This is a genomic window from Kineosporia rhizophila (genome assembly GCF_021277265.1).
Lineage (GTDB): Bacteria > Actinomycetota > Actinomycetes > Actinomycetales > Kineosporiaceae > Kineosporia > Kineosporia rhizophila.
Genome location: NZ_JAJSOH010000008.1, coordinates 26,142 through 49,977 on the forward strand (window position 1 = coordinate 26,142; position 23,836 = coordinate 49,977).

At 69.2% G+C, this 23,836-nt stretch carries 19 protein-coding genes; 17 read left to right on the forward strand and 2 right to left on the reverse strand.

The window, feature by feature from the left end:
- Positions 1–1,357: 1,357 nt before the first annotated feature.
- Positions 1,358–2,263 (forward strand): phosphotransferase enzyme family protein, encoded by a 906-nt coding sequence (locus LWF15_RS13885; RefSeq protein WP_232811145.1) that lies wholly within the window; start codon positions 1,358–1,360, stop codon positions 2,261–2,263.
- Positions 2,264–2,266: 3 nt separating this feature from the next.
- Here the strand turns inward: LWF15_RS13885 and LWF15_RS13890 are convergent, their stop codons facing one another.
- A complete protein-coding gene (locus LWF15_RS13890) occupies positions 2,267–3,640 on the reverse strand; it encodes a hypothetical protein (protein WP_232811147.1) in 1,374 nt (457 codons plus the stop codon).
- Between the two features lie 971 nt (positions 3,641–4,611).
- On the opposite strand from LWF15_RS13890, the gene LWF15_RS13895 reads away from it, so the two are divergent.
- The 11 genes from LWF15_RS13895 (at position 4,612) to mobF (ending at position 18,796) form a co-directional block, all read left to right on the forward strand.
- On the forward strand, positions 4,612–5,031 hold the full coding sequence (locus LWF15_RS13895; protein WP_232811149.1) for a hypothetical protein: 420 nt from the start codon (positions 4,612–4,614) through the stop codon (positions 5,029–5,031).
- On the forward strand, positions 5,028–5,255 hold the full coding sequence (locus LWF15_RS13900; RefSeq protein ID WP_232811151.1) for a hypothetical protein: 228 nt from the start codon (positions 5,028–5,030) through the stop codon (positions 5,253–5,255). Before LWF15_RS13895 ends, LWF15_RS13900 begins: the two co-directional genes overlap by 4 nt.
- A 110-nt stretch (positions 5,256–5,365) precedes the next feature.
- Positions 5,366–6,298 (forward strand): RRQRL motif-containing zinc-binding protein, encoded by a 933-nt coding sequence (locus LWF15_RS13905; RefSeq protein WP_232811153.1) that lies wholly within the window; start codon positions 5,366–5,368, stop codon positions 6,296–6,298.
- Positions 6,295–7,179: a hypothetical protein gene (locus LWF15_RS13910; RefSeq protein ID WP_232811155.1), complete on the forward strand. Its 885-nt coding sequence runs from the start codon at positions 6,295–6,297 to the stop codon at positions 7,177–7,179. The genes LWF15_RS13905 and LWF15_RS13910 overlap by 4 nt, the downstream gene beginning before the upstream one ends.
- Positions 7,176–7,646, forward strand: a complete 471-nt coding sequence (locus tag LWF15_RS13915; protein ID WP_232811157.1) for a hypothetical protein — start codon at positions 7,176–7,178, stop codon at positions 7,644–7,646. The genes LWF15_RS13910 and LWF15_RS13915 overlap by 4 nt, the downstream gene beginning before the upstream one ends.
- A 172-nt stretch (positions 7,647–7,818) precedes the next feature.
- The gene (locus tag LWF15_RS13920; protein ID WP_232811158.1) at positions 7,819–9,879 is read left to right on the forward strand and encodes a type IV secretory system conjugative DNA transfer family protein; all 2,061 of its coding nucleotides are present in this window, start codon (positions 7,819–7,821) and stop codon (positions 9,877–9,879) included.
- Positions 9,876–10,865 carry a DUF2493 domain-containing protein gene (locus LWF15_RS13925; RefSeq protein ID WP_232811160.1) on the forward strand — a complete coding sequence of 330 codons (990 nt, stop codon included), beginning with the start codon at positions 9,876–9,878 and terminating at the stop codon, positions 10,863–10,865. The genes LWF15_RS13920 and LWF15_RS13925 overlap by 4 nt, the downstream gene beginning before the upstream one ends.
- Positions 10,862–11,488 (forward strand): hypothetical protein, encoded by a 627-nt coding sequence (locus LWF15_RS13930; protein ID WP_232811161.1) that lies wholly within the window; start codon positions 10,862–10,864, stop codon positions 11,486–11,488. Before LWF15_RS13925 ends, LWF15_RS13930 begins: the two co-directional genes overlap by 4 nt.
- Before the next feature lie 14 nt (positions 11,489–11,502).
- On the forward strand, positions 11,503–12,225 hold the full coding sequence (locus LWF15_RS13935; RefSeq protein WP_232811163.1) for a hypothetical protein: 723 nt from the start codon (positions 11,503–11,505) through the stop codon (positions 12,223–12,225).
- Positions 12,222–13,820, forward strand: a complete 1,599-nt coding sequence (locus tag LWF15_RS13940) for a hypothetical protein (protein WP_232811165.1) — start codon at positions 12,222–12,224, stop codon at positions 13,818–13,820. The genes LWF15_RS13935 and LWF15_RS13940 overlap by 4 nt, the downstream gene beginning before the upstream one ends.
- A 308-nt stretch (positions 13,821–14,128) precedes the next feature.
- On the forward strand, positions 14,129–18,796 hold the full coding sequence (mobF, locus tag LWF15_RS13945; protein ID WP_232811166.1) for a MobF family relaxase: 4,668 nt from the start codon (positions 14,129–14,131) through the stop codon (positions 18,794–18,796).
- 40 nt (positions 18,797–18,836) lie between these two features.
- Here the strand turns inward: mobF and LWF15_RS13950 are convergent, their stop codons facing one another.
- Positions 18,837–19,280, reverse strand: coding sequence for a hypothetical protein (locus tag LWF15_RS13950; RefSeq protein ID WP_232811168.1), 444 nt, complete (start codon positions 19,278–19,280; stop codon positions 18,837–18,839).
- 561 nt (positions 19,281–19,841) lie between these two features.
- On the opposite strand from LWF15_RS13950, the gene LWF15_RS13955 reads away from it, so the two are divergent.
- The 5 genes from LWF15_RS13955 to LWF15_RS13975 all read left to right on the forward strand — a co-directional run bounded on the left by LWF15_RS13955 (position 19,842) and on the right by LWF15_RS13975 (position 23,801).
- On the forward strand, positions 19,842–20,774 hold the full coding sequence (locus LWF15_RS13955) for an NUDIX domain-containing protein (RefSeq protein WP_232811170.1): 933 nt from the start codon (positions 19,842–19,844) through the stop codon (positions 20,772–20,774).
- On the forward strand, positions 20,767–21,177 hold the full coding sequence (locus tag LWF15_RS13960) for a hypothetical protein (RefSeq protein ID WP_232811172.1): 411 nt from the start codon (positions 20,767–20,769) through the stop codon (positions 21,175–21,177). The genes LWF15_RS13955 and LWF15_RS13960 overlap by 8 nt, the downstream gene beginning before the upstream one ends.
- On the forward strand, positions 21,170–21,925 hold the full coding sequence (locus LWF15_RS13965) for a DUF5131 family protein (protein WP_232811174.1): 756 nt from the start codon (positions 21,170–21,172) through the stop codon (positions 21,923–21,925). The genes LWF15_RS13960 and LWF15_RS13965 overlap by 8 nt, the downstream gene beginning before the upstream one ends.
- Before the next feature lie 68 nt (positions 21,926–21,993).
- Entirely contained in the window at positions 21,994–22,998 is a 1,005-nt protein-coding gene (locus tag LWF15_RS13970; protein WP_232811175.1) for a DNA cytosine methyltransferase, read from the forward strand.
- On the forward strand, positions 22,995–23,801 hold the full coding sequence (locus tag LWF15_RS13975) for a hypothetical protein (protein ID WP_232811176.1): 807 nt from the start codon (positions 22,995–22,997) through the stop codon (positions 23,799–23,801). Before LWF15_RS13970 ends, LWF15_RS13975 begins: the two co-directional genes overlap by 4 nt.
- The last annotated feature ends 35 nt before the right edge of the window (positions 23,802–23,836 follow it).

The window sequence follows — 23,836 nt, forward strand, 5'->3', positions numbered from 1 at the left end:
TGACCGATCGTTGGAGGAGCAACCAGAAGTTTCCATTCGAGATTTTCGACAGCGGCTATTCCTACACCGGCATACGTTAACTCTAGGTTCATGCGAGGCGAAATGCGCGCCATAGGGCATAGCATTATCAACGGAAAATTCTTTGCCCAAGGCTGCAAGGATGCGATAGAGCGCGCATCTAGTTTTTTCCTGTGAATAAAAGCACCTAGTATTGTTACTGGGGGGCCAGGGGAATCCCTGCCCTCTAACTCCCATAGTTGCAATAAGTCAAAGTCCAAAACCGCTTCCGTAACGCCAAGATTCGCGCGATTCGCTATCTCTGTTTCATTCACTGAAAAGGCGACATGTAGACTAGTATTAAACACTTCAAATTCGTAATATATATGGCCGTTCCAGGCTGCTTGCTGGCAGAGTCCCTGCAGGCTGTCGGGAGCGCAGTGCGTCCCTGTTGTCTGGACTACCACGCGAACCTCCGATTGCAGCCGGCGCACCCGACTTGTTGCACTTCGTACCTTGATGCCCGTTATGGGTGGGCGGACCGTCAGGGGTGATCGAACAAGTGTTCGATTGATTCTGTGGTTCCTACCTCTTCGCGTCAAGACGTCAGGTTCTTGTGTCTTGAAGGCCCGACAGCGCTCAAACTCGGTGAGATCGGGCGGGGCACGCACGTTAGCAGCCCCGCCTAGGTCCCGCGGGTCAAGCAGTGCTTCTAGGACTATGTCCAGGCTCGGGTGGGTCTTGGTGCTTAATGTGTGGAATTAGGGCCAAATTTTACTTTTGGATGATGCTGGGCAAGGCAAGTTTCAGATATAGCCGCAGGCGCAACATGAACCGCGTCTCCTGCTGAGTAGCTCTGCGGCTCGAGTCGGCAGTCGGGCAGATGACGTGTCTGCATACCTCCTGCGCCCAATCCAGTCGCCCGAGTGGGGGACTATCGCAGACGTCATACCGTTCCTAGGTGTGCGGACTGCCACAGTCAGCGGCTGCCTACGGATTCGGTCGCACACCTGTCTGGCGCCTCCGAAGGATCATCAACTGGCACGACGGCCGGCCACGTCCAGGTGTAGGGGGGGCGGCGCATGAGCTGACCTTGGAACATTTGTGCCGTTGGGTTGTGGTGCTGCGTGCCAGGCCGGCGCAGGGGTGCGCCGAGCGCTGTTCTCAGGTGGGGACTCGTCCAGGCGGCAGGAGCACCTGCGGGAGGGCCGAGCATGGCTCGGCGGCGCGTACGGCACTTCTGGTTCCCGGTCCAGCTCATGCGGGATTGCATCGGACCAGCCACTGCAGCCTGGCGGTGCTCGGCATGTTCAGCGAGAGTGGCTGCCGTACCGTGTGGATGTCGAGCAGGGGAGGCTAAGTGCCAGACGTGCTGTCCGCCGCATCGTTCTCTGAAGCTGCAGCCAGGGCGGCCGTCGTTGAGGCGGTCCAACGCCCTGAAGTGTCGGCCAAGACAGATCTTGAGCTGATCAGGTTCGGCGAAAACGCCGTTTTTCAGGTTGGTCCTGATCTCATCGCCCGCGTGGCTCGGCCGCACGCCGACCTCGAGTCGCTGCGACGCCCGTTGGCTGTAGCCCGTTGGTTGGAGTCCCACGCTGTGCCAGCGGTGAAAGCCTTACCGATCGAACAGCCAATTCAGACCAGTGCAGGCGCCTGGGTGTCTCTCTGGGAGTCCTTGGGCCGCGATGCTGCTTATGGAGCGGCGGTTGATGTTGGCCAGCTGGTCCGTCGGCTGCATGATCTACCGCTGGGGGAGGTGGACCTTCCCAAGCTCCGCCCGTTCGATCGTGCCGAGCGTCGGATCGAGCACGCGCCGATCGGAGGGGATGACCGCGAATTCCTGTGGCGGCGCCTGGGCGAGGTTCGCCGGGGCTATAGCGACCTCAACTGGCAGCTGGGGTTCGGGCCGGTTCATGGCGACGCCAGCGTTGGCAATGTGCTCTTAGACCAGCAGGGCACGCCAACCCTGATCGACCTGGACGAGTTCGCGATCGGGCCACGCGAGTGGGACCTGATACTGACCGCGATCTATTACGACCGGTTCGGCTGGCACACCGAAGCCGAGTACAGCGAGTTTGTAGATGCCTACGGCGTCGACATCATGGAGTGGGACGGCTACGAGGCGCTGGCCGACGTTCGCGAGTTCCTGATGATGACGTGGATGGCACAGCGAGCCGACGAGGGGCCCAAACTGGCCGGTGAGGTGGCGCTGCGGCTGGAGTCACTGCGGACGGGCGGAAGTCGGCAGGGCTGGAATCCGTTCTGAGTATTACCGGGCTGGTGTCCAGAGCGGGTGATCAGCAGCCTCCTCTGCCAGCTCACGAACCGCCGTCGAGGGGCCAAGCGCTTCCAAGCGGTTGCGGAACTCTGCCACATAAGAGGTACAGCGGGCGGACTTGAGCTGGGCTCCCAGGTCAAGGGCAAGCCGCGCGACGCGGACGGCTTCCTCCGCTTGGCCGGCGGCTGCGTGGGCATCGGCGAGAACCATGGTGGCGAAGAAGTCGCTTCGCACGTATGAGCCATCGCCCTGGGCGACTTCCAGCGACAGGTGCTGTGCGACGCCAGACGGCCTGCCGAGGTCACGCATGCAGTGGCCCATCTCTGCGGCCAGCTCCGCCTCGTTGAAGTAAGAGATCCAGACCGGATCGTCGTCCGGCAGGCTTCGGTCGAAGTGCCGGACCGCGTCGCTCATTGCCAGGTCGCAGGCCCGGTTGGAGCCGAGCCGTGCGAGTGCTCGAGCCTCCATCGCGTGGAACTGGGCGCGCATGGTGGCCGTGCCGACCTGGGCGACGCCGGCGAGTGCTGCCCGGGCGAGATCGGCGGCGTCTTGGTAGTGCCCCAGGAAGGTGGCCTGGTGGCTCATGGCGGACAGGATGGACCCGGCGAGTCGCCGATCGTTGCCTGTCTGGGCGAGCCGGAGAGCCTGGATGAAGTAGCGCTGTGCCAAGCCATGCAGTCCGCTGTCGTAGCACGACCAGGCCGCGAGCAGAGTTGCCTCGGCCACGGCGGCGAAGAGAGCCAGACGCACAGGTTCGGTCAGATTCGCGTGCAGCAGGGGAGCTACGTCGGTATCCAGGTAATGGATGAGGGCCTGCCGACCGTGGCCACCGCCGAAACGGTTGTCCAGTTCGGCGAAGTGTTCGACGGTCAGGCGTATGGCCTCGACCTCTCCCAGCCCGACGCGCCGGTAGGTACCGCCCGATTCCGGTGGTCGACCACGTCCTCCGATCAACCACCTCAGCGACGCTTCGCGCCAGGCCAGAGGTTCAACCGTCGCCGTTCGTAAGTCACCGAGCTGCTCGACGTCAGCCGTCCACAGGGCCGTGATGGTCTTCGTGCTGTCGTCGTCATCGGTGGCAAACGTCAGCGACTCAGCCGGGACGGTGCCGCTTTTCGCCCCCATGCCGATATCAGCGCGCGTAATCGTTCGCCCCAGACGCGCCGACAGCACCCGGGCTATGTATTCGGGAGTCTGACCGCGTGGAACCATGCCATCCAGCCACTTGCCGACCAAGGTGTGGTCTGTTGCGAGGCGGGTGCCATCGGCGGCGGCTACCTCTTTTACGGCTCGGGCAAGAGCTTTTCGTGACAGGCCAGCAGTCTCGACGAGATCCGCCAACCGATCGTTGGGTGATCTGGCCACGGCTCCCCCTCCGGCCCGCAATGTCCCGAATGGAGCGATGGTAATTCGCTACGGCGCGTGTTCGCCATCAACGCAGCGATAAGAACCGTTGTCCGAGCGAGAACGGTTGTGCCTGGCTGTGCCCAAGTTCGCCCCCAAATTCGCCCTCCCGACATGGGGGCCGGCGGGGGATGGTTTTCGGCATGGAGAAGCCAACCGAGATGTGCCGAGGGCCTACTTGCCGGAGCCGCGCCGAGGCCGAGCTTCCTGCCAGTCGCGAACGGCTTGGGGTGTCCAGACCGGCGAGCGTCCGAAGTTTCGGTCAGGTGCCGGCGCCTGCCCCCGGGTCACGTATGACGACCAGGTCTGCCGACTGATCGGGGCGCCAACAGATCGCAGGTAGGCCAGGACGTCATCAGTCGTCCACCAGTCCTGCGGCAGCTCCGGTTCTGTGTTCGTCATCGTGCTCCGAGGGTACGCGACACCGGTCCATGACGGTGAAGTCCGGTAGGCACCGGGCATTGCTGAATACAGCATCAACCTGTATTGTAGTGAATACAGCGTAGTGCTGTATAGAGCGGCCCTGGCGGTGCGCCAACACCAGCCAGGGCCTGTAGCACCGACCGTCCTGTCGAGGGAGAGATCAGTGCCAATCCAGAGTATCTACATGCCCGGATGGGCCGTGCTGAGCGGCGCCGGGGGTTCGAACGACTCGTGGGTTCAGAAGGGTAAGAACACCGATCCGGTGCCGCGTGGGCAGGTCCGTCCGCCGGTAGCCGGTTGGGGTGGCGACGCGAAGGCGAAGCCGCCGAAGAGGTGCAACTGATGGCGGCCGGGATGTGTGTGGCGGTCGTCGGCTGTGCTGGTCGGCACGGGAGTCCGCGGGTGCCGGTGTCGGCGCAGGTGGCGGGGGCAGCCGGTGTGCTGATCCCGTCGGTGCGTCGGTGCCCGGCCTGCGGCGGGATGCACCGGGTCGGTCGGGTGATCGAGCCGTGAAGATCAACATCGGTTCGACGCTGCTGAGCATGTCGGGCAGCCGTCACCGGGCCGAGTGGGTTGCCTACCCGGGCGCGGATGCGTTCGAGGGGGACGAGCCGAGGGAGTGGCGGCTGTCGTGGCTGCCGGATCGGCTGGTCACCCGGAACGAGGCGATCTCGGGTCTGATGCTGGCCGGGGGCCTGGAGGAGGCGGAGTCGACGCGGGAGCGGCTCGCGCCGGCGCTGGGGTCCTGGGCGCGGGAGCTGGGCCTGTCGTTCGGTGAAGCGGCCGAGTTCGTTGCCGCAGCGCCGGGCCTGGATCCGGCCGGCCTGGATCGTGCCGACCGCGAGGTCGAGGGCACCGCTGTCGGCCCGGTTGGTGAGTCGGCCATGGTGCCGGCGCGCGAGCCCGACGCCGACGAGGTGGCCGAATGAGCGTCTCAGTGGTGGGGCCGCCCACCGACCGGAAGATCTCGGCGGAGTGCCGCACGTGCGAGCTGCCGTGGATCGGCGAGACCCCGGACCAGGGTGAGGCTCAGTTCCTGGTCGGTGTCCACAACGACCTGCACCACGCCGGCCGTGACGAGGCCGTCCTGATCGTTGCCGAGTCCCCGGTTGATGCGGTGGACGAGCTGGACGAGGACGCCGACGAGCTGTAGCCGTCAGCGGCCCCTTCGCTCCACCTGTTTCTGATTCCTGTTCGCCGTCAGTGTCTTTGCCGTGCCTGCGTGCGGCTGATGGGTGCTCCCTGAACGCGAAGGAGGTGTGTATGTCTGCCGTTCCTGGGGTGCCTGATCTGCCGTTGCCGGAGGAGTTCCGGACGTATCGGTGGGGTTGGGCGCCCCAGGGGTTGGCCACCACCCGGCAGTTGCGGGCCCAGGGCCTGCGGCCGGCCAAGCGCCGGGAGCCGGTCTCGGAGATCCGGTGGCGCCGCGGTGACCGGGTGGCCTACCTGCACCGGATCGATGAGGCCGTGCCCGTGCAGCCGCCGACGGCCCAGCAGAGCGCGGCACTGGCTGCAGCGATGCGGGCCCGCAAGACCTGCACCGAGTGCGGCACCGAAGCCGACTACGTCCTACCCACTCGATTCACCGGCAGTCCGCAATGCCTGGACTGCCTCGACGCCACCGACAACCGCGCCAACGAAGAGCATTGGAGCGCAGCAATGAACGATCAGACCACCTCGCCCCCGAGCGAGGACTCTTACCGGGAGCAGGGCCGCAAGCACCTTCGCAGCAGCCTGGCCCAGCATCAGGAATGGCGTGACGACCTGGCCACGGCACACCCGACCGCGCAGCGCGGTCTGCACGCCGAGACCGCCGCCCAGGCGCGCATCATGGCCGCAGAGCCGGACCAGCGGTGGCAGGTCGCCGTGGACACCTACCGCGACCAGTACGGGACCAACGCGGCGGCCAGCCTGGAGAAGGCCGCCGCAGGGATCCCTTACGACGAGAACGGTTTCGGCTTCTACACCACCGGTCAGGCCGCCGGGCTGGTGGCCGGCCTGGGGTTCGACGTCGACCGGGTCGAGGCCGCTCTGAGCCCCCGCCTGGACGAGTACGGCCACCTCCCAACCAACGAGATGGTGGCCGCGATCCAGGAACTCATCGCCGACGAGACCGACACCAGCGCCGACAGCGCGGCGGTTCACGTCCCGGCGGCCGTGGCCGTCGACGAGGACGAGGCGGAGGTCTGGGAATGAGCGACATGCAGGCGGGCGGCACAGCCAGGACGAGCGATGCCCGGCAGGTGGCCCTGGCCCAGCTGGAGCAGTGGAAGAGCGAGGCCTACGACAAGGAGGTGATCCAGGCCCGGCGGATCGGTGATGGTGACGAAGGCACCTGGCGGGAGCAGTACGAGCGGGGACAGCGGTACGAGTTCATCCGAGCCGCTGAGCACCCGCTGCAGGCGGCGGACGGCACGATCGAGGAGGCCGGCTGGGAACTGGACGCCGAGGGCGGCCGGGGTGGGCTCAGCGTCAACGAGCCGGGCCTGCCCACGCGGGCCATGGACCGCCTGGTGTGGCTGGGCTGGAGTCCTGAGGCGGTGGGCGAGCAGGTCCAGAAGCGGATCGACGAGGCGGGAAACCTCACGACCCGCGCCATGACCGAGGCCCTGGCCGAGCTGGCCGACCCCCAGGAGACGCGCATTTTCGATGATGACGTCGAGAACCTGCTGGACACCATGCAGGAGCGGTCTCAGGCGCCGTACATGCTGGACGAAGCCCAGATGCAGGCCAGCGTGGAGGACGCCTACCGCGCCGCTCACTACGGCGAGGCCCCGCCGGCGGGTTGGGCACCGCATCACGGCGAGGCCATCGAACAGAACCTGACCGAGTGGTGGGCCGACAATGCGGCTGATGTAAACGGCGAGATGGAGCCGACGCCGTCCCCTTTCGTCCAGGACCCGCTGAACCCGACTGATGCGGAGCTGCGGGCGGCCATCGATCGAGGGATCGAGCGCGGGGACATCCTGCTGTGGGACGACATCAAGGACGAGTTCGCGGCCCGCTACGGCCTCAACCCGGACGACCTGATCGACCAGGACGCCCTCGGCGATGAGGACGCGGAGGTACTGGAATGAGCTTCCTGGCAACCCTCTTCGGACGGTCGTGGACCCGATCGGGTCAGCAGCTGCAGCAGCTGCAGGAGAGCGCCGGCCACGACCAGGAGCTGCCGCCGGAGTGGGCGCCGACCGACGAGGCGCCGGCGCATCTGGCAAGCGGTGGGCTCAGCCCGGAGCAGGTGAACGAGCTGTTCCTGGCCGAGCAGGCCAACCAGGACTCCGAGCTGGAGGCGTACTGGGGCCGCGGTGGGCTCACCGAGGGCGAGGTGGAGCAGGCCGAGCGGGCTCGGGACGAGGCGAACCGGGAGTTCCTGCGGTCCTTCCTGTCGCCGGCGGAGTTCGCCACGTGGGAGACCAGCCAGTACGAGCCGCCCGAACGGTCGTGGTCGCAGGCCCGCTGGGATGCCTGGGAAGCCGGGCAGGACGCCCGGTACGACGGGCCCGGCAGGCACGAGACGGCCGACAGCGACGAGCTGAGCATCTGACCTGTCCGTGCTCATCCGGTCGCGTACCCGTGGCCACGTAAGACCGCTTCACCTGGTGTTTCTCAGGGTGGCTCCCGTCCGGCGGCAACCGGGCGGGAGCCGTGAGGAACACCTCACCGAACATCACTTTCCGGCTCGGCCAGAGCAGATCATGACGAAGGAGTGTGCCCTCATGGGCAACCGTAGCGATGCCCGAGGTGCTGCGTTCAACGCGGTGCGGATGGCGTACAAGTACCCACGCGCTGTGGGCGGTGTCGGCCTCGGGTCGTGTGTCCTGTCGGCCGGCGCCGCGAGCCTGGGCTGGACCGATCCGGCGCTGGTGCTGGGCGTGGGCGGCTACTCGACCTGGGCCGGCGCGACCGGGTGGTGGTGGGCCAAGCACGTCGCGGCCCCGCACTCCTCGGCGCAGGCGATCCAGCGTCGCTCCGAGCTGGACCAGCGTCAGCACGGCGTGGCCTCCCACCTGGACCTGGCCGAGCACTGCTCCCCGGGCGCGCTGCGAGCCCGCGCCGGCGTGCTGCGCCCGAGCATGCGGGAGCTGTCGCGCCGGGAGCGCCGGCGCCTGGACCCCGCGCAGTTGGGGGTGATGCTGGGCAAGCTGGGCTGGAGCCTGCCGGGGGAGACGGTCTGGTGCACGTGCGAGGACTGCACTCTGCGCATCGGTGGCCCCCGCACCGGCAAGACCATGAGCTTGGCGTGCCATGGACTGGACGCCCCGGGCGCCTTGGTGACGACCTCGACCCGTCTGGATCTGGCCGAGATGGTTCACGCCGCCCGCAGCGAGCGCGGGCGGGTGCACTTCTTCAACCCCGCCGGTCTGGGTGGCCTGGCCTCTACGGTGCGGTGGCGGGTGCTGGACGGGTGCGAGGACTTCGCTGCCGCGCAGCGCCGCGCCGGTGACCTGATCCCGGACTCGCCCAGCGCGGAGGCCCAGCGCTGGGACTCCCAGGCCCGCCGCGTCCTGGCCCTGTTCCTGCACGCCGCCGCGCTGACCGACCGGAGCATGCGGGACGTGGTGCGCTGGAGCAGCGACATGGGCCCGCGCAGCCAGAAAGAAGTCCACGAGGCCCTGCTGAGCGAGACTCTGCTGCCGTCGGGGGAGATGGGCATCAGCGAGTCCGCCCGCGACCGCGCCGCCGCCGCGCGCACGTTCTACGAGACGAACGACCGCACCCGTAGCTCGATCACCACGACGATGGCGCCGGCCCTGGCCTGGGTGGCCGACGACCGGGCCCGCCTGCTGGGCGACGTGCCGGCCGATGCCCCCGAGCGCCTGGACATCACCACCCTGATCGAGCGCGGGGAGACCCTGCACCTCATCGGCCACGAGGACCAAGGCTCCCTGGCCCCGCTGATCGCCGCGCTGGTGGCCGAGATCGCTACGAGCGCGCGGCTGTTGGCGTCGTACCGGCCGGGTGGGCGGCTGGACCCGCCGCTGACGATGCTGCTGGACGAGGCCGCGCTGATCTGCCCGGTGCCGCTGCCGCGCTGGACGGCCGACATGGGCGGGCGCAACATCACCCTGCACATCTCGGTGCAGTCCCTGGCCCAGCTGCGCGAGCGGTGGGGCCGCGACGGCGCCGGCACGATCCTGTCGAACGTTGCGGCGTTCCTGGTGTTCGGTGGCGGCATGGTCGCCGACGACCTGCACGACATCTCGGTGCTGACCGGTGAGCACCGGATGCGGGTCATCGGGGAGGACCACGAGGACGACGCCACGGGCGACGGCGAGCGCCGCGGGGAGTACCGCTGGACCGCGGTCATGACCGAGTCCCAGATCCGGGCCCTGACCAAGTTCCACGTCCTGATCCTCATGCGGTCGGTCCCACCGGTCATCGCGAAGGTCCCGCAGATCACCGACCGGCCCGGATGGCGCCCGGTCGCCCTGTTCACCGACCGCGCCCGCCCCGGCCAGGCCGCAGCCTCCACCGTGCCGACCGCCGACGAGCTGGCCGCCATGCTCAACGGCAACGACATCCACGCCCTCGAAGGCGTCCACCGCGTCGGCGACGACCAGAACGACTGGGACGAGCGCGACCAGGTCTCGGCGATGTGGCAGGTGGCGCCGCGCCCGGACGCCGGGCTGATCGCACGGCTGTGGGCCTGGGCCACCGGCCGGGCCAGCATCGCCCCGGAGACCATCACCTACCTCAGCGCCGACCCGTTCAGCACCTTTGAAAGCGAAGACGTTCAGGACGGCACGGACGGTCCGGGGCGCGGTGGTCAGCGATGAGCAGGTCTCAGCAGGGCCAGCGCAAGGCGCCGGCCTGGACGGGTGAGGAACTCATTGCCTGCATGGGTGGTGACCTGAACGGGCAGTGGCTGACCCGCGAGGACTGGGACGAGCGCCGCCGGGCCGCGCAGCGGATGGCCGAGCGCGGCCAGCGCCCGAGCGCGGTCGAGGAGTACGTGCCCAGCGGCCACGCCATCAGCCACCCCCAGTGGCCCCAAGCCCAGGGAGCACTGTGGATCCTCAAAGACGCCGACCCCTACGCCCAACTGTTCGCCGCCCAGGTCCAGGAACACATCCGCCACACCGAACACCAGCAGCTGCAGGATGAATTCGACACCAGCACCGCCGATGAGCCCACCGGCCAGACCAGCGCCGAGCGCGCCGAACCCACCGAGCTGGACGAGTCGACCGATGCCGACGCACCCGGTCAGGTCGACGAACCGGAGCCGCTGGCGCCGCTGCGGGTGCTGGTCACCGGGTCGCGGTCCTGGCGCGATGCCGAGGCGATCGTGGCGGCCCTCACCGACGTCCGGGCACGGTTGGCGCCCGGTCAGGATCTGGTGCTGGTGCACGGCGCGGCGGCCGGGGTGGACTCGATCGCGGATGCCTGGGCGCAGGGACGACGCGCCAGCGGCGACGCGCACGTGCTGTCCGAGGCCCACCCCGCCGACTGGCGCGCCCACGGTCGTTCGGCCGGGCCCCGCCGCAACACGGCCATGGTCTCTGCCGGTGCCGATGTGTGCCTGTCGTTCAACTACAACAACTCCCGAGGCACCGAGCACTGCACCGATCTGGCCGAGCGCGCGGGCATCCCGACCGTCCGCCACGTCCAGGCCGACGAAGCCGAACCCACCGGCGTCCCCGCGGTCGTTGCGCCCGAGCGGGAACCGGCCCTGACCGCGCCCGCACGCGCCGCGGCCACCGCCACCGCCACCGCCACCGCCACCGCCGACGATGCTGTCGAACTGGACGGAGGGCTGTGGTGAGCCTGCGCTACAGCCCCGACCCGGGGGATCTGGGTAAGGCCCTGGCCGCGCGCCTGGACAAGCTGGAGCGCGCCCACGCCGAAACCCACACCGATGTCCAGGCTCTCGGCCGTGGTCTGAACGATCTGGCGTCGGCGGTGCGCTCCGGCAGCGCTACCACTGGCACGACTTCCGGCGCAGCGAGCCAGAACGAAGAGGAGCAGGCGGCGCAGCCGGACTGGTTCGCGCGAGACCTGACGGCCGAGCTGGCCTGCGAGATGGTCACGGTCCTGCGCGCGCAGACCGAGGTCGTCCTGGCCCACTACGGCATCGAGCTGGCCCCGCCGTGCTGGGTGCTGCACCCCACCGTGGTGGCTGACCTGCTGGCTCTGGTCTGCGAACGGCAGACCGCCTACGCCGACGAGCGACCCACCCGTGTCTCGGAGTGGGTCAACCGGTGGCAACCGGCCGCCGCCGAGCGCGTCACCACGGCCCTGAACCCCTGCCGACAGGACCGAGCCCACCACGACCGCGACGGGCGCCTGTGGGACGTCGGCGACCTCGACCCCCTCTCCGCCGCCACCTGGTGGGCCACCGACCGAAACACCCCCGCGCCGGACGCTTTCGCGTTCGCTCCCGCCTGAGAAAGGAACCCACGATGAAGATCCCCAGCTGGCTCCGTAATCTGATGGCACCGCCGGCCGAACGTGATGCCGAGCGTGCTGCTGCGGCGGACGCCGCGACGGTGCAGTGGGCCGTCCGCGTCCTGCCCGACATGCACCCGATCGAGCAGGCCAGCCTCCTGACCAACCTCGACCAGGGCGGCGTGAGCGTGCCCGGCTACGAGGCACCCGACATGGACGACTACCGGTACTGGGCGTGGTGGTGTGCCGGCGGCATCCTCAACGCCGCCTCTTACGAGCGGTTCTGGGCCGAGACCCTGACCGACCCCGACGACCAGCGCGTATGGGACCCCGAGCCAGCCTGGCCCCCGCACTACGGCGGTATGGGCAAGCCCCAGGAGCAGGCCCTCAAGCGAGAACAGTGGAAGGCCGGGGTCGCAGAGAGGCAGGCCCGGGACGAACAAGCCGCCTCCCAGCAGTCGCTTCTGGAGGATCCGCCGGACGCGGCACTGCTGGATGAGCTGGTTGAGCACGATCACGAGGCACCGTTCGTGGACGACCGGCTGGTCAGCGAGGGACTCCCCGTGCAGGGATCCGGGGTGCATCCGGGCTGGCAGGACGGGCTGGATGTCCAAGAAGAGGCCAACGACCACGGAATCTCGCCGATCGAGTACATGACCCCGGACCCGGCCTTCCCCCGGTCTGACCTGGACGTCCTGGGTGGCCCCGAGGCCGCCGCGATGGAGGAGGAGCTGTGATCCTCGAGCAGTTGACCCCGAAGATCGAGACGGCAACGACGTTCGCCGAAGATCACGCCGTGGTGCTGGGAGCTGGGGCGGTCGTTACCGTCCTGCTCCTGGCCCTGGCCGCCCGGTTGGCCGGAGCTGTGCGCCAGCGTCTGGCTGCCGGTGACCGGGCCGACCAGCTGACGTTCGTCGCGGCCGGTGTCGCCCAGGCCGTCGCTGCCACGGGGATGTGGCAGGTCTTCACCGACACCATGCCGCTGGCGCCCGAGCTTCGGTGGCTGGTGTTCGGGTTTGTCGAGCTGGCCGTGGTCACCTCCGCTATCCGGGCCCGCAACTCCGTGCGCGAGCACGGGCACGCCGGTGTCGACGGGGTGGCGGTGTGGGCGCTGACCGGCCTGTCGGCGGTGCTCTCAAGTCTGGACGCGCACTCCTTCGTCGAGGCGCTGGTGCGGCTATCGGCGCCGGTAGTCGCGGCATGGCTGTGGGAGCGAGGCATGCATGTGGAGCGTGCCCGCCGCACCGGAGAGAAGAGCCGGGGCGCGATCCATTGGCGCCTGACTCCCGAGCGGGTGCTCGTCCGGCTCGGTCTGGCCGAGCCCACCGCGCGCGATGCCGGCGCCCTGGCCGCCGAACGCCGTCTGACCACTCTGGCGGTCACCGCTGCTCGTGCCCACCTGCTGGCCCAGACCGGAGCCCGATCCTGGCGCCGGAGCCTGGCCGCGCGGCGGGTGCAGAACGCCATGCGGGCAGCCGTCACCCACACCGACCTGACCCGCGACAGCGCCCAGCAGAACTACGTCGTGGAGCAGTACGCCGCCCTCGTGCACGCCACCGCCCTGACCACCCTCGACCGTCGCCCCGCCTGGCTGGCCGCTCCCCCAGCCATCGAGGCCGACGGAGCCGCCGAGGCCGTCACAGTGACCGTCGAAGCGCTGCCGAGCCCGGTCGTGCCGGCCGCACCGGAGCAGATCGCCCGGCTACGTGATGCCCTACGCGGCGCCCCGGCCGAAACGGCCGATCACACACAGGCACCGGCCGAATCGGCCGCCGCCACGCCGAAGGACCCGGCCGAAACGGCCGAACCGACCGACACCACGAACGGACCGGGGGACGACGCAACCCTGCCGGAGCCGCAGCTGGTCGACACCGACGAGGCGGACCAGGCCCGTCAGGACCTGGACGCGGCCGAAACGGCCGACGCCGCGAGCGGTGCGGCGGAAACGGCCACGCCGAGCCCGTACGACCTACCCGACGACGGCAGCGAGCCCCCGACGCGTGGGCCGTTCACAGACGAGGAGCAGCGAGAGGCCGCCGTGCAGGAGTGGTCCGGCGAGCACGACGCCACCTGGCTCCGAGCGCTTAAGGCCGTCACCGACGCCCAGGCTCAGCCGACCGATGAGGTGCCCGAGCCGATCCGCAAGCTGGCCGAGGCCATCGACGCGGGCGAGCTGCCGCCCACAGCGTCCGCCGAAGCGATCCGCAAGCACCTGGACATCCCCCGGGCAGAAGCCCGTCAGGCCCGTCAGTGGGCCCGGCTCACCCTGCCGCAACAGGCAGCCCAACAGCTGACCGGAGGCCAGCACCCAGAGCCGCTCAACAACCACTGAAAGACCGAGGAGACAGGGACCAGGAAGCGAACGAGACCAGACAAGAGACCAGCCAGAAGTAAGCACCAGACAACGATTCAGAAGATCACCAGGAGAAGGAATCCAGGAATGAAGAGAGAAGGGATTCAAGAAACACACACCTATGCATCACCGATCGAGTAGGCCCGTTCAAGATCAACTGGCCGTCCGGTGGCGGCTGGGCAGAGAGGTAATCGGCCAGCGATAGCGGGCCGCATCAAGGCTCTTTCCAAATCCTTTCCGCATTCCCTTCACAGGTGAATTGCGCCTTCTTCCAGGAGGTATCAGGCGTGGTTGTCTCAGTCGCCAAGGCGACGTCGAGCGAGTACTACACCGGTCAGGCCGGGGTGGCCCGGGGGCCGGAGTCGTACTACCTGGACGCGGTGGCCGAGGGGGAACCGGCGGGCACGTGGTCGGGTGCCGGCGCGGAGCGGATGGGCCTGACCGGACTCGGCGAGGTGACGCCGGAGGCGATGAACGCGGTGTACTCCGAGTTCATCAACCCGGTCACCGGCGAGGCGATCGGGAACCCGCGCCGGGCCTATCGGTCGGTGGAGGAGCGGCTGGCCGAGAAGGTGGCCGCCCATCCGGAGGCGCTGCCGGAGCAGATCGCGGCCTGGCGGGTGGAGCTGGAGCGGTCGTCGCAGCAGACCACTCTGGGCTGGGATGCGACGTTCAGCGTGGCCAAGTCGGTGACGGTGGCGCATACGGCCGCGCACCGGGCCGAACTGGCGGCCGTTTCGGCCGGGGACGCCGAGCGGGCGGCCGAGTTCCACCAGATCCGGGTCGGGATCGAGGAGGCGATCCACACGGCGAACGCCGCCATGCTGGCCGAGGCGTCACGGATTGCAACCGTCCGGACCGGCCGGCACGGCGGCGCCGGCGCGACCGGCCGCTGGGAGGCCGCGCCCGGCCTGACGGTGGCCAGCTTCTTCCAGCACACGAGCCGCAGCATCGACCCGCAGCTGCACACCCACAACGTGATCCTGAACCGGGCCTTCACCGCTGACGCCGATCCGGCCGACGGGGCGAAGCCCGCCCGGGCCCTGGACGGGCAGGATCTGCTGGCCCAGCATCACGCCCTGGGCGCGGTGGCCGACCGGGTACTGGAAGAAGCTCTGACCCGGATGGGCTTCGAGGTGCAGCTGCGCGCCGATCAGGTGGCGCGCGAGTTGACGATCGTGCCGACCGCCACCAGCGACCTGTTCAGCTCAAGGTCGCGGCAGCTGTCGCCCAAGACCCGCGCTCTGGCCGAGCAGGCCAGCGAACGGCTGGGGCGCGAGCTGACCGACCTGGAGCTGTGGCGGCTGCGGCAGGACGCGACGAAGACGACCAGGGCGCGCAAGAGCTCCCACGCGCACGAGACCACCGAGGAGATGCTGTCGCGGTGGGAGGCCGAAACGGTCGCCGAAGTCGGCTCGGGGCTGGATGCTCTGGCCGACCGGATGCGCGAGCACCTGAACGAACGCAAGAGCGCCGGCCTTCACCAGGTCGAGGCCGCGCCGGCGTTCGATGCCGAGCAGGTGATCGCTGAGTCGGTTGCCGCGTTGGCTGAGCAGCGCGCGGCGTGGCGGCCGGCCGACCTGCAGTTGGAGATCGCCCGGCGTCTGCCGTCGCTGGGTGGGCTCAGCGCTGATGAGACGGTGCAGCGGCTGCACGAGCTGACCGAGCAGGCTCTGGCTTCGACGTTGGTGCGGCAGGTGTCGGGCAGGTCGTTGGCCGAACCGGACCGGCTGGCCGAGAGCGTGGCCGCGCCGGTGCTGACCCGCGATGTCGCAGCGGTTCTGGCAGAAGACCCGTACACCGCGCCGTCGTCGCGGCTGTATGCCTCCACGGACACGCTGGCCGCCGAGGAGGCGCTTCGACGCGCGGCGATCGAGCGAGGCGGTCACGCCCTGGAGACCGATCAGGTCCGCGCGTGGCTGGACGAGCACGTCCCCACGATCAGCGCCGATCAGGCGGCGGCCGTGATCGGGTTGGCTACGACCGACGCACGGTTGGCCGTGCTGGTCGGCCCGGCCGGCGCGGGTAAGAGCTTCGGTGTCGGCGCGTTCGCGCAGGCCTGGGCTGATCTGACCGCCGCCCAGGCCCAGGAGGCCAGCACGGCAGCAGCGGCGGACGGTAGCGGCTTGGTTGAGCAGGCCGAGGCGGTGGTGCCGGGCCGGGTGATGGGCCTGGCGGTGGGGGAGCGCGCCACGCGGGTTCTGAAGGATGACGGGCTGGCGACATCAGCGAATATCGCTGCCTGGCTGGGGATCCAGGACCGTCTGGCCGAGGGAAGCGCCCCGGTCTCGGAGCAGTCGTGGAGGCTGCGGCCGACCGACGTGGTGCTGGTCGACGAGGCGTCGATGGTGACCACCGCTGATCTGACCCGCATCCGTGCCCTGGCCGAGCAGGCCGGCGCCCGCGTGGTGCTGACCGGTGACCCCAGGCAGTTGGGGGCGGTCGAGGCCGGCGGGGTCATGGGACTGCTGGACAAGCACGCCGAGACCTACACCCTGAGCGAGGTCCGACGGTTCTCCGAACCGTGGGAAGCCGCAGCGTCACTGCGGCTTCGCGATAGTGACCAGGACGTCCTGGACGTCTACGACCGGCGCGGTCGCCTGCTCAGCCATGACACGCACGAGGAAGCGATCACGGCCGCCGCGACCGCCGCTGTGGCGGATCGGGTCGACGGGCGCAGCGTCGTGGTGGTCGCCGGGTCGAACGCCGAGGCCGCCGAGATCTCGGCGCAGATCCGCGCGCAGCTGATCGACCTGGGGCTGGTCGACGCCCACGACCAGGTGGCCCTGGGCAAGGACGGCGCCACCGCCGGCATCGGGGATCTGATCGTCACCCGCCAGAACGACTACAAGATTGGCGTTTACAACCGCGGCCAATACACCGTCACCGCCGTCGGCGCCGATGGCTCCCTGACCGTCACCGCCACCGACCAGCCCGAGGGCCCAGACGGTCGCCGGGTGCTCCCGGCCGAGTACGTCGATGAGCACGTGCAACTGGGCTACGCCGCGACCGTGCACGCCTCGCAAGGCTTGACCGTGGACTCGGCCCACCTCGTGACCGGCGGTGGCATCGACGCCGCGACCACCTACGTCGGGATGACGCGCGGCCGACTGCGTAACACCGCTCACGTCTCGCTGCGGGGCGCACCGGAAGGCGATACCCGCCCCACCGCGCGTGCCGAGGCTTCGGGCAAGGAGATCCGGCTGCACGACGAGAAGGTAAAGCCGTCGGCGCGGGTCCTGCTGGAGCAGGCCCTGGCGGTGGACGCCACCGCGCGCGCTGCGACGGTGGAGGCCGAGCTGGACGCGGCTCGCCTGTCGTCCATGGATCTGTTGGCCGGTCGGTACGAGGCCGTGGTGCGGGCCGCCTGCCGGGAGCGGCTGGACCGCCACCTGGACCAGCTGGCTGCCGATGGGGTCCTGGACCCGCACGAGCGCGCACGTCTGGCCGGGGACCTGGGCAGCGAACACCTGGCACGGTTGCTGCGAGCAGTGGAGCAGACAGGCCGCGACCCACGCCAGGTACTGGCCGATGCGGTGGCGACTCATTCACTGACCGACGCGAAGTCACCGGCTCAGGTGCTGGCTCACCGGATCAACCCCGGCCATGACCTTCCCCTGCCGGCCGTGGCCGAGGCGCCGCAGGACATCGCTCCCGAAGCGGCCGAGCACCTGGAGCTGCTGCAGCAGCGGATGCAGGCCCGCCAAGAGGAGTTGGCGCAGCAGTTCGCTGACCGGCCGCCGGCGTGGGCGCTGGAAGCGTTCGGCCCAGTGCCCGAAGCGTCCGAGGCCACCGTGACGCAGGCAGAGCAGCAGCCGGAGCAGGAGCCCGAGCAGGCCGCGTCCCAGCAGGAACCGGCGCGGGACGGTCGGGCCGAGTGGCTGAGCCGGGTCGGTGTGGTGGCCGGACACCGTGAGGCCATCGGTTGGGAGGACGAGCACCGCGCCATCGGTGTCATGCCGGGCCTGTCGGCGACCGAACGGCGAGCCTCGCACGCCGAAGCGTGGCAGGCGCTGGGACAGCCACAGGAGCACCTGGACGAGACCGCGATGAGCGAGGGGCGGCTGCGGGTGCGCATCCGTGCTGCGCAGCAGGAATTGGGGTGGGCGCCCGCGCACGCCGATGATGCCCTGCGCGCCGCTGAGACCGAGGCCGAGACGCACCGGCAGGAGGCTGCTCTGGCCCGGGCCCGCGCGGACGCTGCCAAGCAGGTCGACGACCTGGAGGCAGCACAGCAGGCCCTGGAGCAAGCGCTGGAGCACGAGCAGGCAGCGCAGTTCCACGCCGCCGCGATCGAGCCTCTGGCCCGCCTTGTCGACACCCGCGATGAATGGTCGTCCGGCTCCTACGTAACGCGCCACTTCGGGCAGCGGGCCCTGGCCGAGCTGGGCCGGCGCGGAATCGAGTTCGAGCCCCAGGAGCAGGTGCCAGCCGAGGAGTGGCTGCGTTCGGAGCGAGCGGCCCGCGAGGCCGACGACGCGCACCGGCAGATCACCGAGACCGACGTGATCAACCACTACGAGGCCGAACTGAGCGAGTCGGGCATCGGCCTGGACACAGCAGTAGCAACCGAGCCAACCGAGGCCCCAGCAGGCACGGAAACCCCAAGCGCTGCCGAGATGCCCGAACCGACGCAGCCGACCGAGGCCAGTGTCGAGGAGCAGGCCGCGCGGCTGTTCGTCGAGCGCGGATGGGGTCAGACCCCGGCTCAGGCGGTCGTGCCGCAGGGCCTGTCAGTGCAGGAGCTGACCGCGGCCACGGTGGCCGCGCGCACGATCGGCGAAAAGCTGGCCGACCAGGCCGACCAGAACAGCTCCTACGTCAGCGACGCCGACCGGGACGCGGCAAGCACGGAGTCCTACGAGGCAGGCCGCCGCAGGCGAGACACCGCAGAATCGAGCACTTCCCACGGCAGCGCAGCAGCGGCCGGCGCTGACGTCATGGACATGTCATGAGCGCCGCAGCCACTGCAGCCGTGAGGCGGAAGCTGCCGGCTCAGGTGATCGTGCGTCGCCGGGCGGTGGCTTGGGCAGCGAACCGGTCGGGCCACAGCATGTCTTCCCGGCCTCCGGTGATCCACAGCAGCCAGTTCAGCGTGCCGGTGGTGCATTCCCAGCCGTCAAGGCGCGAGGCCACGCACATCTCGGCCCAGGACAGCTCTTTGCGGATGGCGGCCCCGGTGACGGCACGTGGCTTGCTGGTAACCGGCGCGTCCGGGTCGATGCCGAGCGTCCACCGGGCGCTGGCCCACATGCCGGCCACGTACAGCTCCACGCCGTCCAAGTCGCTCCAGTGCCGGCCACCGGCAAGGAACGTTGCGCTGATCTCGTCGACCGCCGTCCACTCTTCCAGCAGCTCTCGTTGGGTGCGGATCCACGGCACTCCGTTGTCCAGGATGCGCACTTCACCGGGCACGGCCTGGATCTCACCAGCAGGCACGGGCAGATCCGGCATCCGATCTGGCCAAGTCCGCGCCATGACAACCCCCCCGACCCATCGACGTTCGCGCGCGTTCACTACGACGGTACGGGCAGGCACCGACAGCCGTCCGGACGTCAAGCCCGCCAGCAGTCCGGCTATCCATCGTGGGTCGGTGCTGTCCGGGCGGGCGTGCCAGGTGACGTCCGGCCCGCGCGGGACGCGGTGGGCGGTTGACCTGGGGCGACGCGCGAGGCCGATCACCTTGGGTGCCGCGGCTCACCTTCCGGTACCTCGCCCGCACTCACTATCAACCCCGCACTTGGGCATGTGGTCGGGGGATGTGCTCACCGCACATGCGCGTGGCTGGGGTCCGTGGGCGGGGCGGGGTTGACAGCGAGCCTCCGCGGACGAGGTCCACGGCGCCCGCGGTGGGGGCAGCCAAAAAGCAGCCACCCCCACCGGGACTCCACGAAGAACAACACCTTTCGACGAATCGGGGAACCAGCGATGTGCGAGAACACCAACGGGTGCCAGGCCAAGAACCGTTACCTGCAGGTCTCTTACGGTACGACCCAGTCAATGGTTGAAAGGGTCGCCGCCGCTCAGGCCGCTATGGGGCAGGTCTTGGCTCTGCCGGAGTGGTCCGAGCCCGACTTCGTGAGCATCCAATGCACGAAGTACGAGGTGCTCCTCCAGGTCAGGGGAGAGAAGTTCGGGGCAGCGATCGCCGCCCTGCTGTTCGACGAGCCGGCCTGCGCTGACAGGTACGTGCGCGGCGACAAGCAATGGACGAGATGGAGCGGAGTTCATGCCGGCCAGGCCTTGGACGTCTCCACCTCCTGGCCGCTCGTTGAGCGGGACCTGGACCCCGAAACCCTCGCCCGAGGCGTTGCGGAGGGATGGGCCGAGGCCGAAACCGACCCCACCCAGATCGACTGGCCGGCGCGGCAGGCCGACGCCCTGATCGACTTCCAGGTTGTGGACGGGCGCCCGGTCTGCCCGGGTCCGCGCACGCCGGTGCAGCGTGGCCGTAACCAGTTGGGGCGCTGGGGTGAGAACCCGATGGCGGACGCGGTCGTCACCGCCGAGCACGCCGGCGGCCGGTGGCTGCTGATGATCGAGCGCGGCGACGGCCAGGGCTGGGCGGTGCCCGGGGGAGCGATCGAGGACGGAGAGCAGCCGATCGCAGCATCGGCCCGGGAGCTGCAGGAGGAGACCGGCCTGGATCTTCCGTTCGGGTGGCGTGCGGCGTTGCCGGTGTACGTGCCGGACCCGCGCGGCTCGGACGAGGCGTGGGCGATCACCGTGCCCAACAGCTACGAGCTGGGCCAGGTCGAGAAGCTGCCCACGGTCACCGGTGCTGACGACGCACGCCGGGCGGCCTGGATCCGCGCGGACAGCTACCAGGCCCTGGCCGACGACCTCGTGGGCCGCTTCCAAGGCCACGTGTTTCCTGCACACGTCCAGATGCTGCAGGGCGTGCTGGCCGGCGAGGAGGCCACCCGTGGTTGATCGCCCCCAGCAGCCGGTACTCGTGCTGGCCGCCGTGATTGAGAATCTGGCTGCGCTGATCAGCCGGGAACTGGACGCTGATGCCGGCGAGGGCACCCCGATTCGGGACCCGCAGTGGGCCGAAGCCCTTGATCGCGTCGTGACCGGCGGCCGGCAGGCCCTGGCCATCTTGGACGACCCGCAGATCCGGCAGGCCCTGACCGGCTCCCCGCGGCAGGCGGAAAGAAAGACGCGCCAGGAGGACAGCGAACGATCGGTGCGGTTCATGGCTCGGTTCGGCTCCCAGTGCCCAGCCTGTGGGGACGGCATCGAGGCCGGTGACGATGTGGCCTGGAGCAGCGGTGAAGTCGTGCACGACACCTGCGCGGAAGAGGCCGGCGTGGAGGTGTACGACCGTGGCTGACACCTCGATTGAGTGGACCGAGCGGGTCCTGAACGCGACCACCGGATGTGACCGGGTCAGCCCCGGCTGTGATCACTGCTACGCGCTGCGGATGGCCGGCCGGTTGAAGGCCATGGGGCAGGCCAAGTACCAGCAGGACGGCAACCCCCGCACCTCGGGACCCGGGTTCGACTTGACGCTGCACCCTGACGTGGTCGATGTGCCCCGCCGCTGGAAGACAGGCCGGCGAATTTTCGTGAACTCGATGAGTGACCTGTTCCACGCACGGGTGCCGTTGGACTTTCAGCAACGGCTGTTCACGATGATGGCGGAAACCCCGCAGCACACATACCAGATCCTCACGAAGCGGTCTCTTCAACTTGTGCGCCGCTATGGGCGGCTGGAGTGGCCGGCGAATGTGTGGATGGGGGTCTCGGTCGAGTCGGCCGCTCACCGGTACCGAATCGATCACCTGAGGCAGGTGCCGGCGCGGGTGCGGTTCGTGTCAGCCGAGCCCTTACTGGGCAGTCTGCTGCCGCTGGACCTGACCGGGATTCACTGGGTGATTACCGGAGGCGAGTCTGGGCCCGGAGCGCGGGCGGTGGACCCGGCGTGGGTGCGAGAGATCCGAGACCAGTGCCTGCTCAATGAGTGCGCGTTCTTCCACAAGCAGTGGGGAGGCACACACCCCAAGCAGAACGGCCGCCACTTGGACGGCCGGACCTGGGACCAGTACCCGGGCAAAGCCCTGCCGGCGGCCCAGCTATGAGCCCGGCATCGTGCAACGCCCAGAAAAAGCAGCGACCGGGCTGGAGCGCGCAGGTCGCACCTGAACTGATGGGCATCCATGACCTGTTCGCCGCCGGCGGTGGCTGGGACCACGCGCTACAGCTCCTCGGCCTGGACCCGCGCTTCCTGCTCGGTTTCGAGTGGAGCCCGGTAGCCAGCACCACGGCCCGCCTGGCCGGCTACGCCCGGTTCGTGGCCGACGTGGCCAAGCTCGACGTAGAAGCGGTGACCGAGGTCGTCCGAGGCGTGATCGGCAGCCCGCCCTGCCAGGGATTCAGCCTGGCCGGCAACGGCAAGGGCCGACGCGATCTCGCGCTGCTGATCTGGGCTATCCGCGAGATCGCCGCCGGGCGTGACCCGCGCGAGGCTGTTGCCCAGACGACCAGGGACGCGCGGTCGGTGCTGGTGCTGGAGCCGTTGCGGTGGGCGTTGCATCTTCGGCCGGCCTGGACGGCGTGGGAGCAGGTCCCCGCGGTGCTGCCGCTGTGGGAGGCCGCCGCCGCGGTGCTGCGCGAGCACGGCTACTCGGCCTGGGCCGGCCTGCTGTACTCCGAGCAGTACGACGTGCCCCAGGCCCGCCCCCGAGCAGTGCTCCTGGCCTCGCGTGAGGTCGAGGTGACCCGGCCGGAACCGGTGCGATCTCGCTACTACGCCCACGACCCCAGCAGGCTCGACGAGGGTCTACAGCCGTGGCTCAGCATCGGCGACGTTCTGCCGCACCGGGTCGGGCAGACGATGCGCAGCAACTACGGCACCGGCGGCGATCCGAAGGCCCGCGGCATCCGCCGCTGGAACCAACCCGCGTTCACCGTCACCAGCAAGATCACCCGCAACCGGTGGTCGGACGGCACCCCCGTTTCCGTCGCCGAAGCATCGTTGCTGCAGACGTTTTCCGCGAACCATCCGTGGTACGGCGTGCGCGCCGATCACGTCACCCAGCAGATCGGCGATGCCGTCCCGCCCCTGCTGGCCGCGCACTGCCTGGCCGCCCTCGGGGTCGGCGACCTGTCCCGGGCTCGTGGCACCTGCGCCGGGCTGGAGCGTGTCGCGTGACGACCACCATCGGTCAAGAGAGCAGGACAGTCCTCGTGCCCGGCGGAGCGCGCCTGGAGAACGCGAGGGCAGACGCAGTCGTGGCGATCGACGAGACCGAACACCAGCGTCGCCAGCAGCAGCGCCTGGGCGCAGTCACGGAGTTGCCCATCCTGCACTCACTGAGCGAATTGCCGCACGGCTTACCGGTTTTCTTTGATGCTCTTGCACGCCGGGATCAGGAGCGTCTGGTGCGCGCGCCGTATTCGATGGTCGATTTCGTGGCGGACGGTGTCGTCCGTGAGGTCCGGCCGGCGGCTGATGTTGTCGGTGTCAGGGTGAGCACCGGGGCCTGGACGTCGCGGTTGCGGCGCGCAGCCGAGTTCGCGCGGTTCGCTCCCACCATGGCGGTGCTGCGACGACCACCAACACCCGAGCAGGAGCTGCAGGCCGATTACTTCGGGGTGGGGTTGGTTCAGCAGGGGCAGCCCGAGCAGGTGTATCTCGAAGCGAAGCCGCCGGCGGTGTCGTTCGCGCCCGTGCAGTGGCTCTTCCGTGAGCACGCTTACCGCGCATGGCTCGGCGAGCGCGGACCCGCAGCCCAACAGCGCCGCGCCCTGGTCGATCTGCTCGATTCCGCCCACGCCGTGCTCACCGACGAACAAGACCTGCATGCCGCCGGAGAGAGCCCAGAAGACGACGTCGCCGTGGCCCAGGCCGCCTACGACGCGGCTTTCGAGGCGCTGGAGGCCTGCGAGGCCATCCACGCCGAACCCGCCATCGACCACGCAACCTGCGTCGATGAGGACACAGACGAACTCTGACCACACCCCAGCCGGCACTCAACAGACTCAAGAAG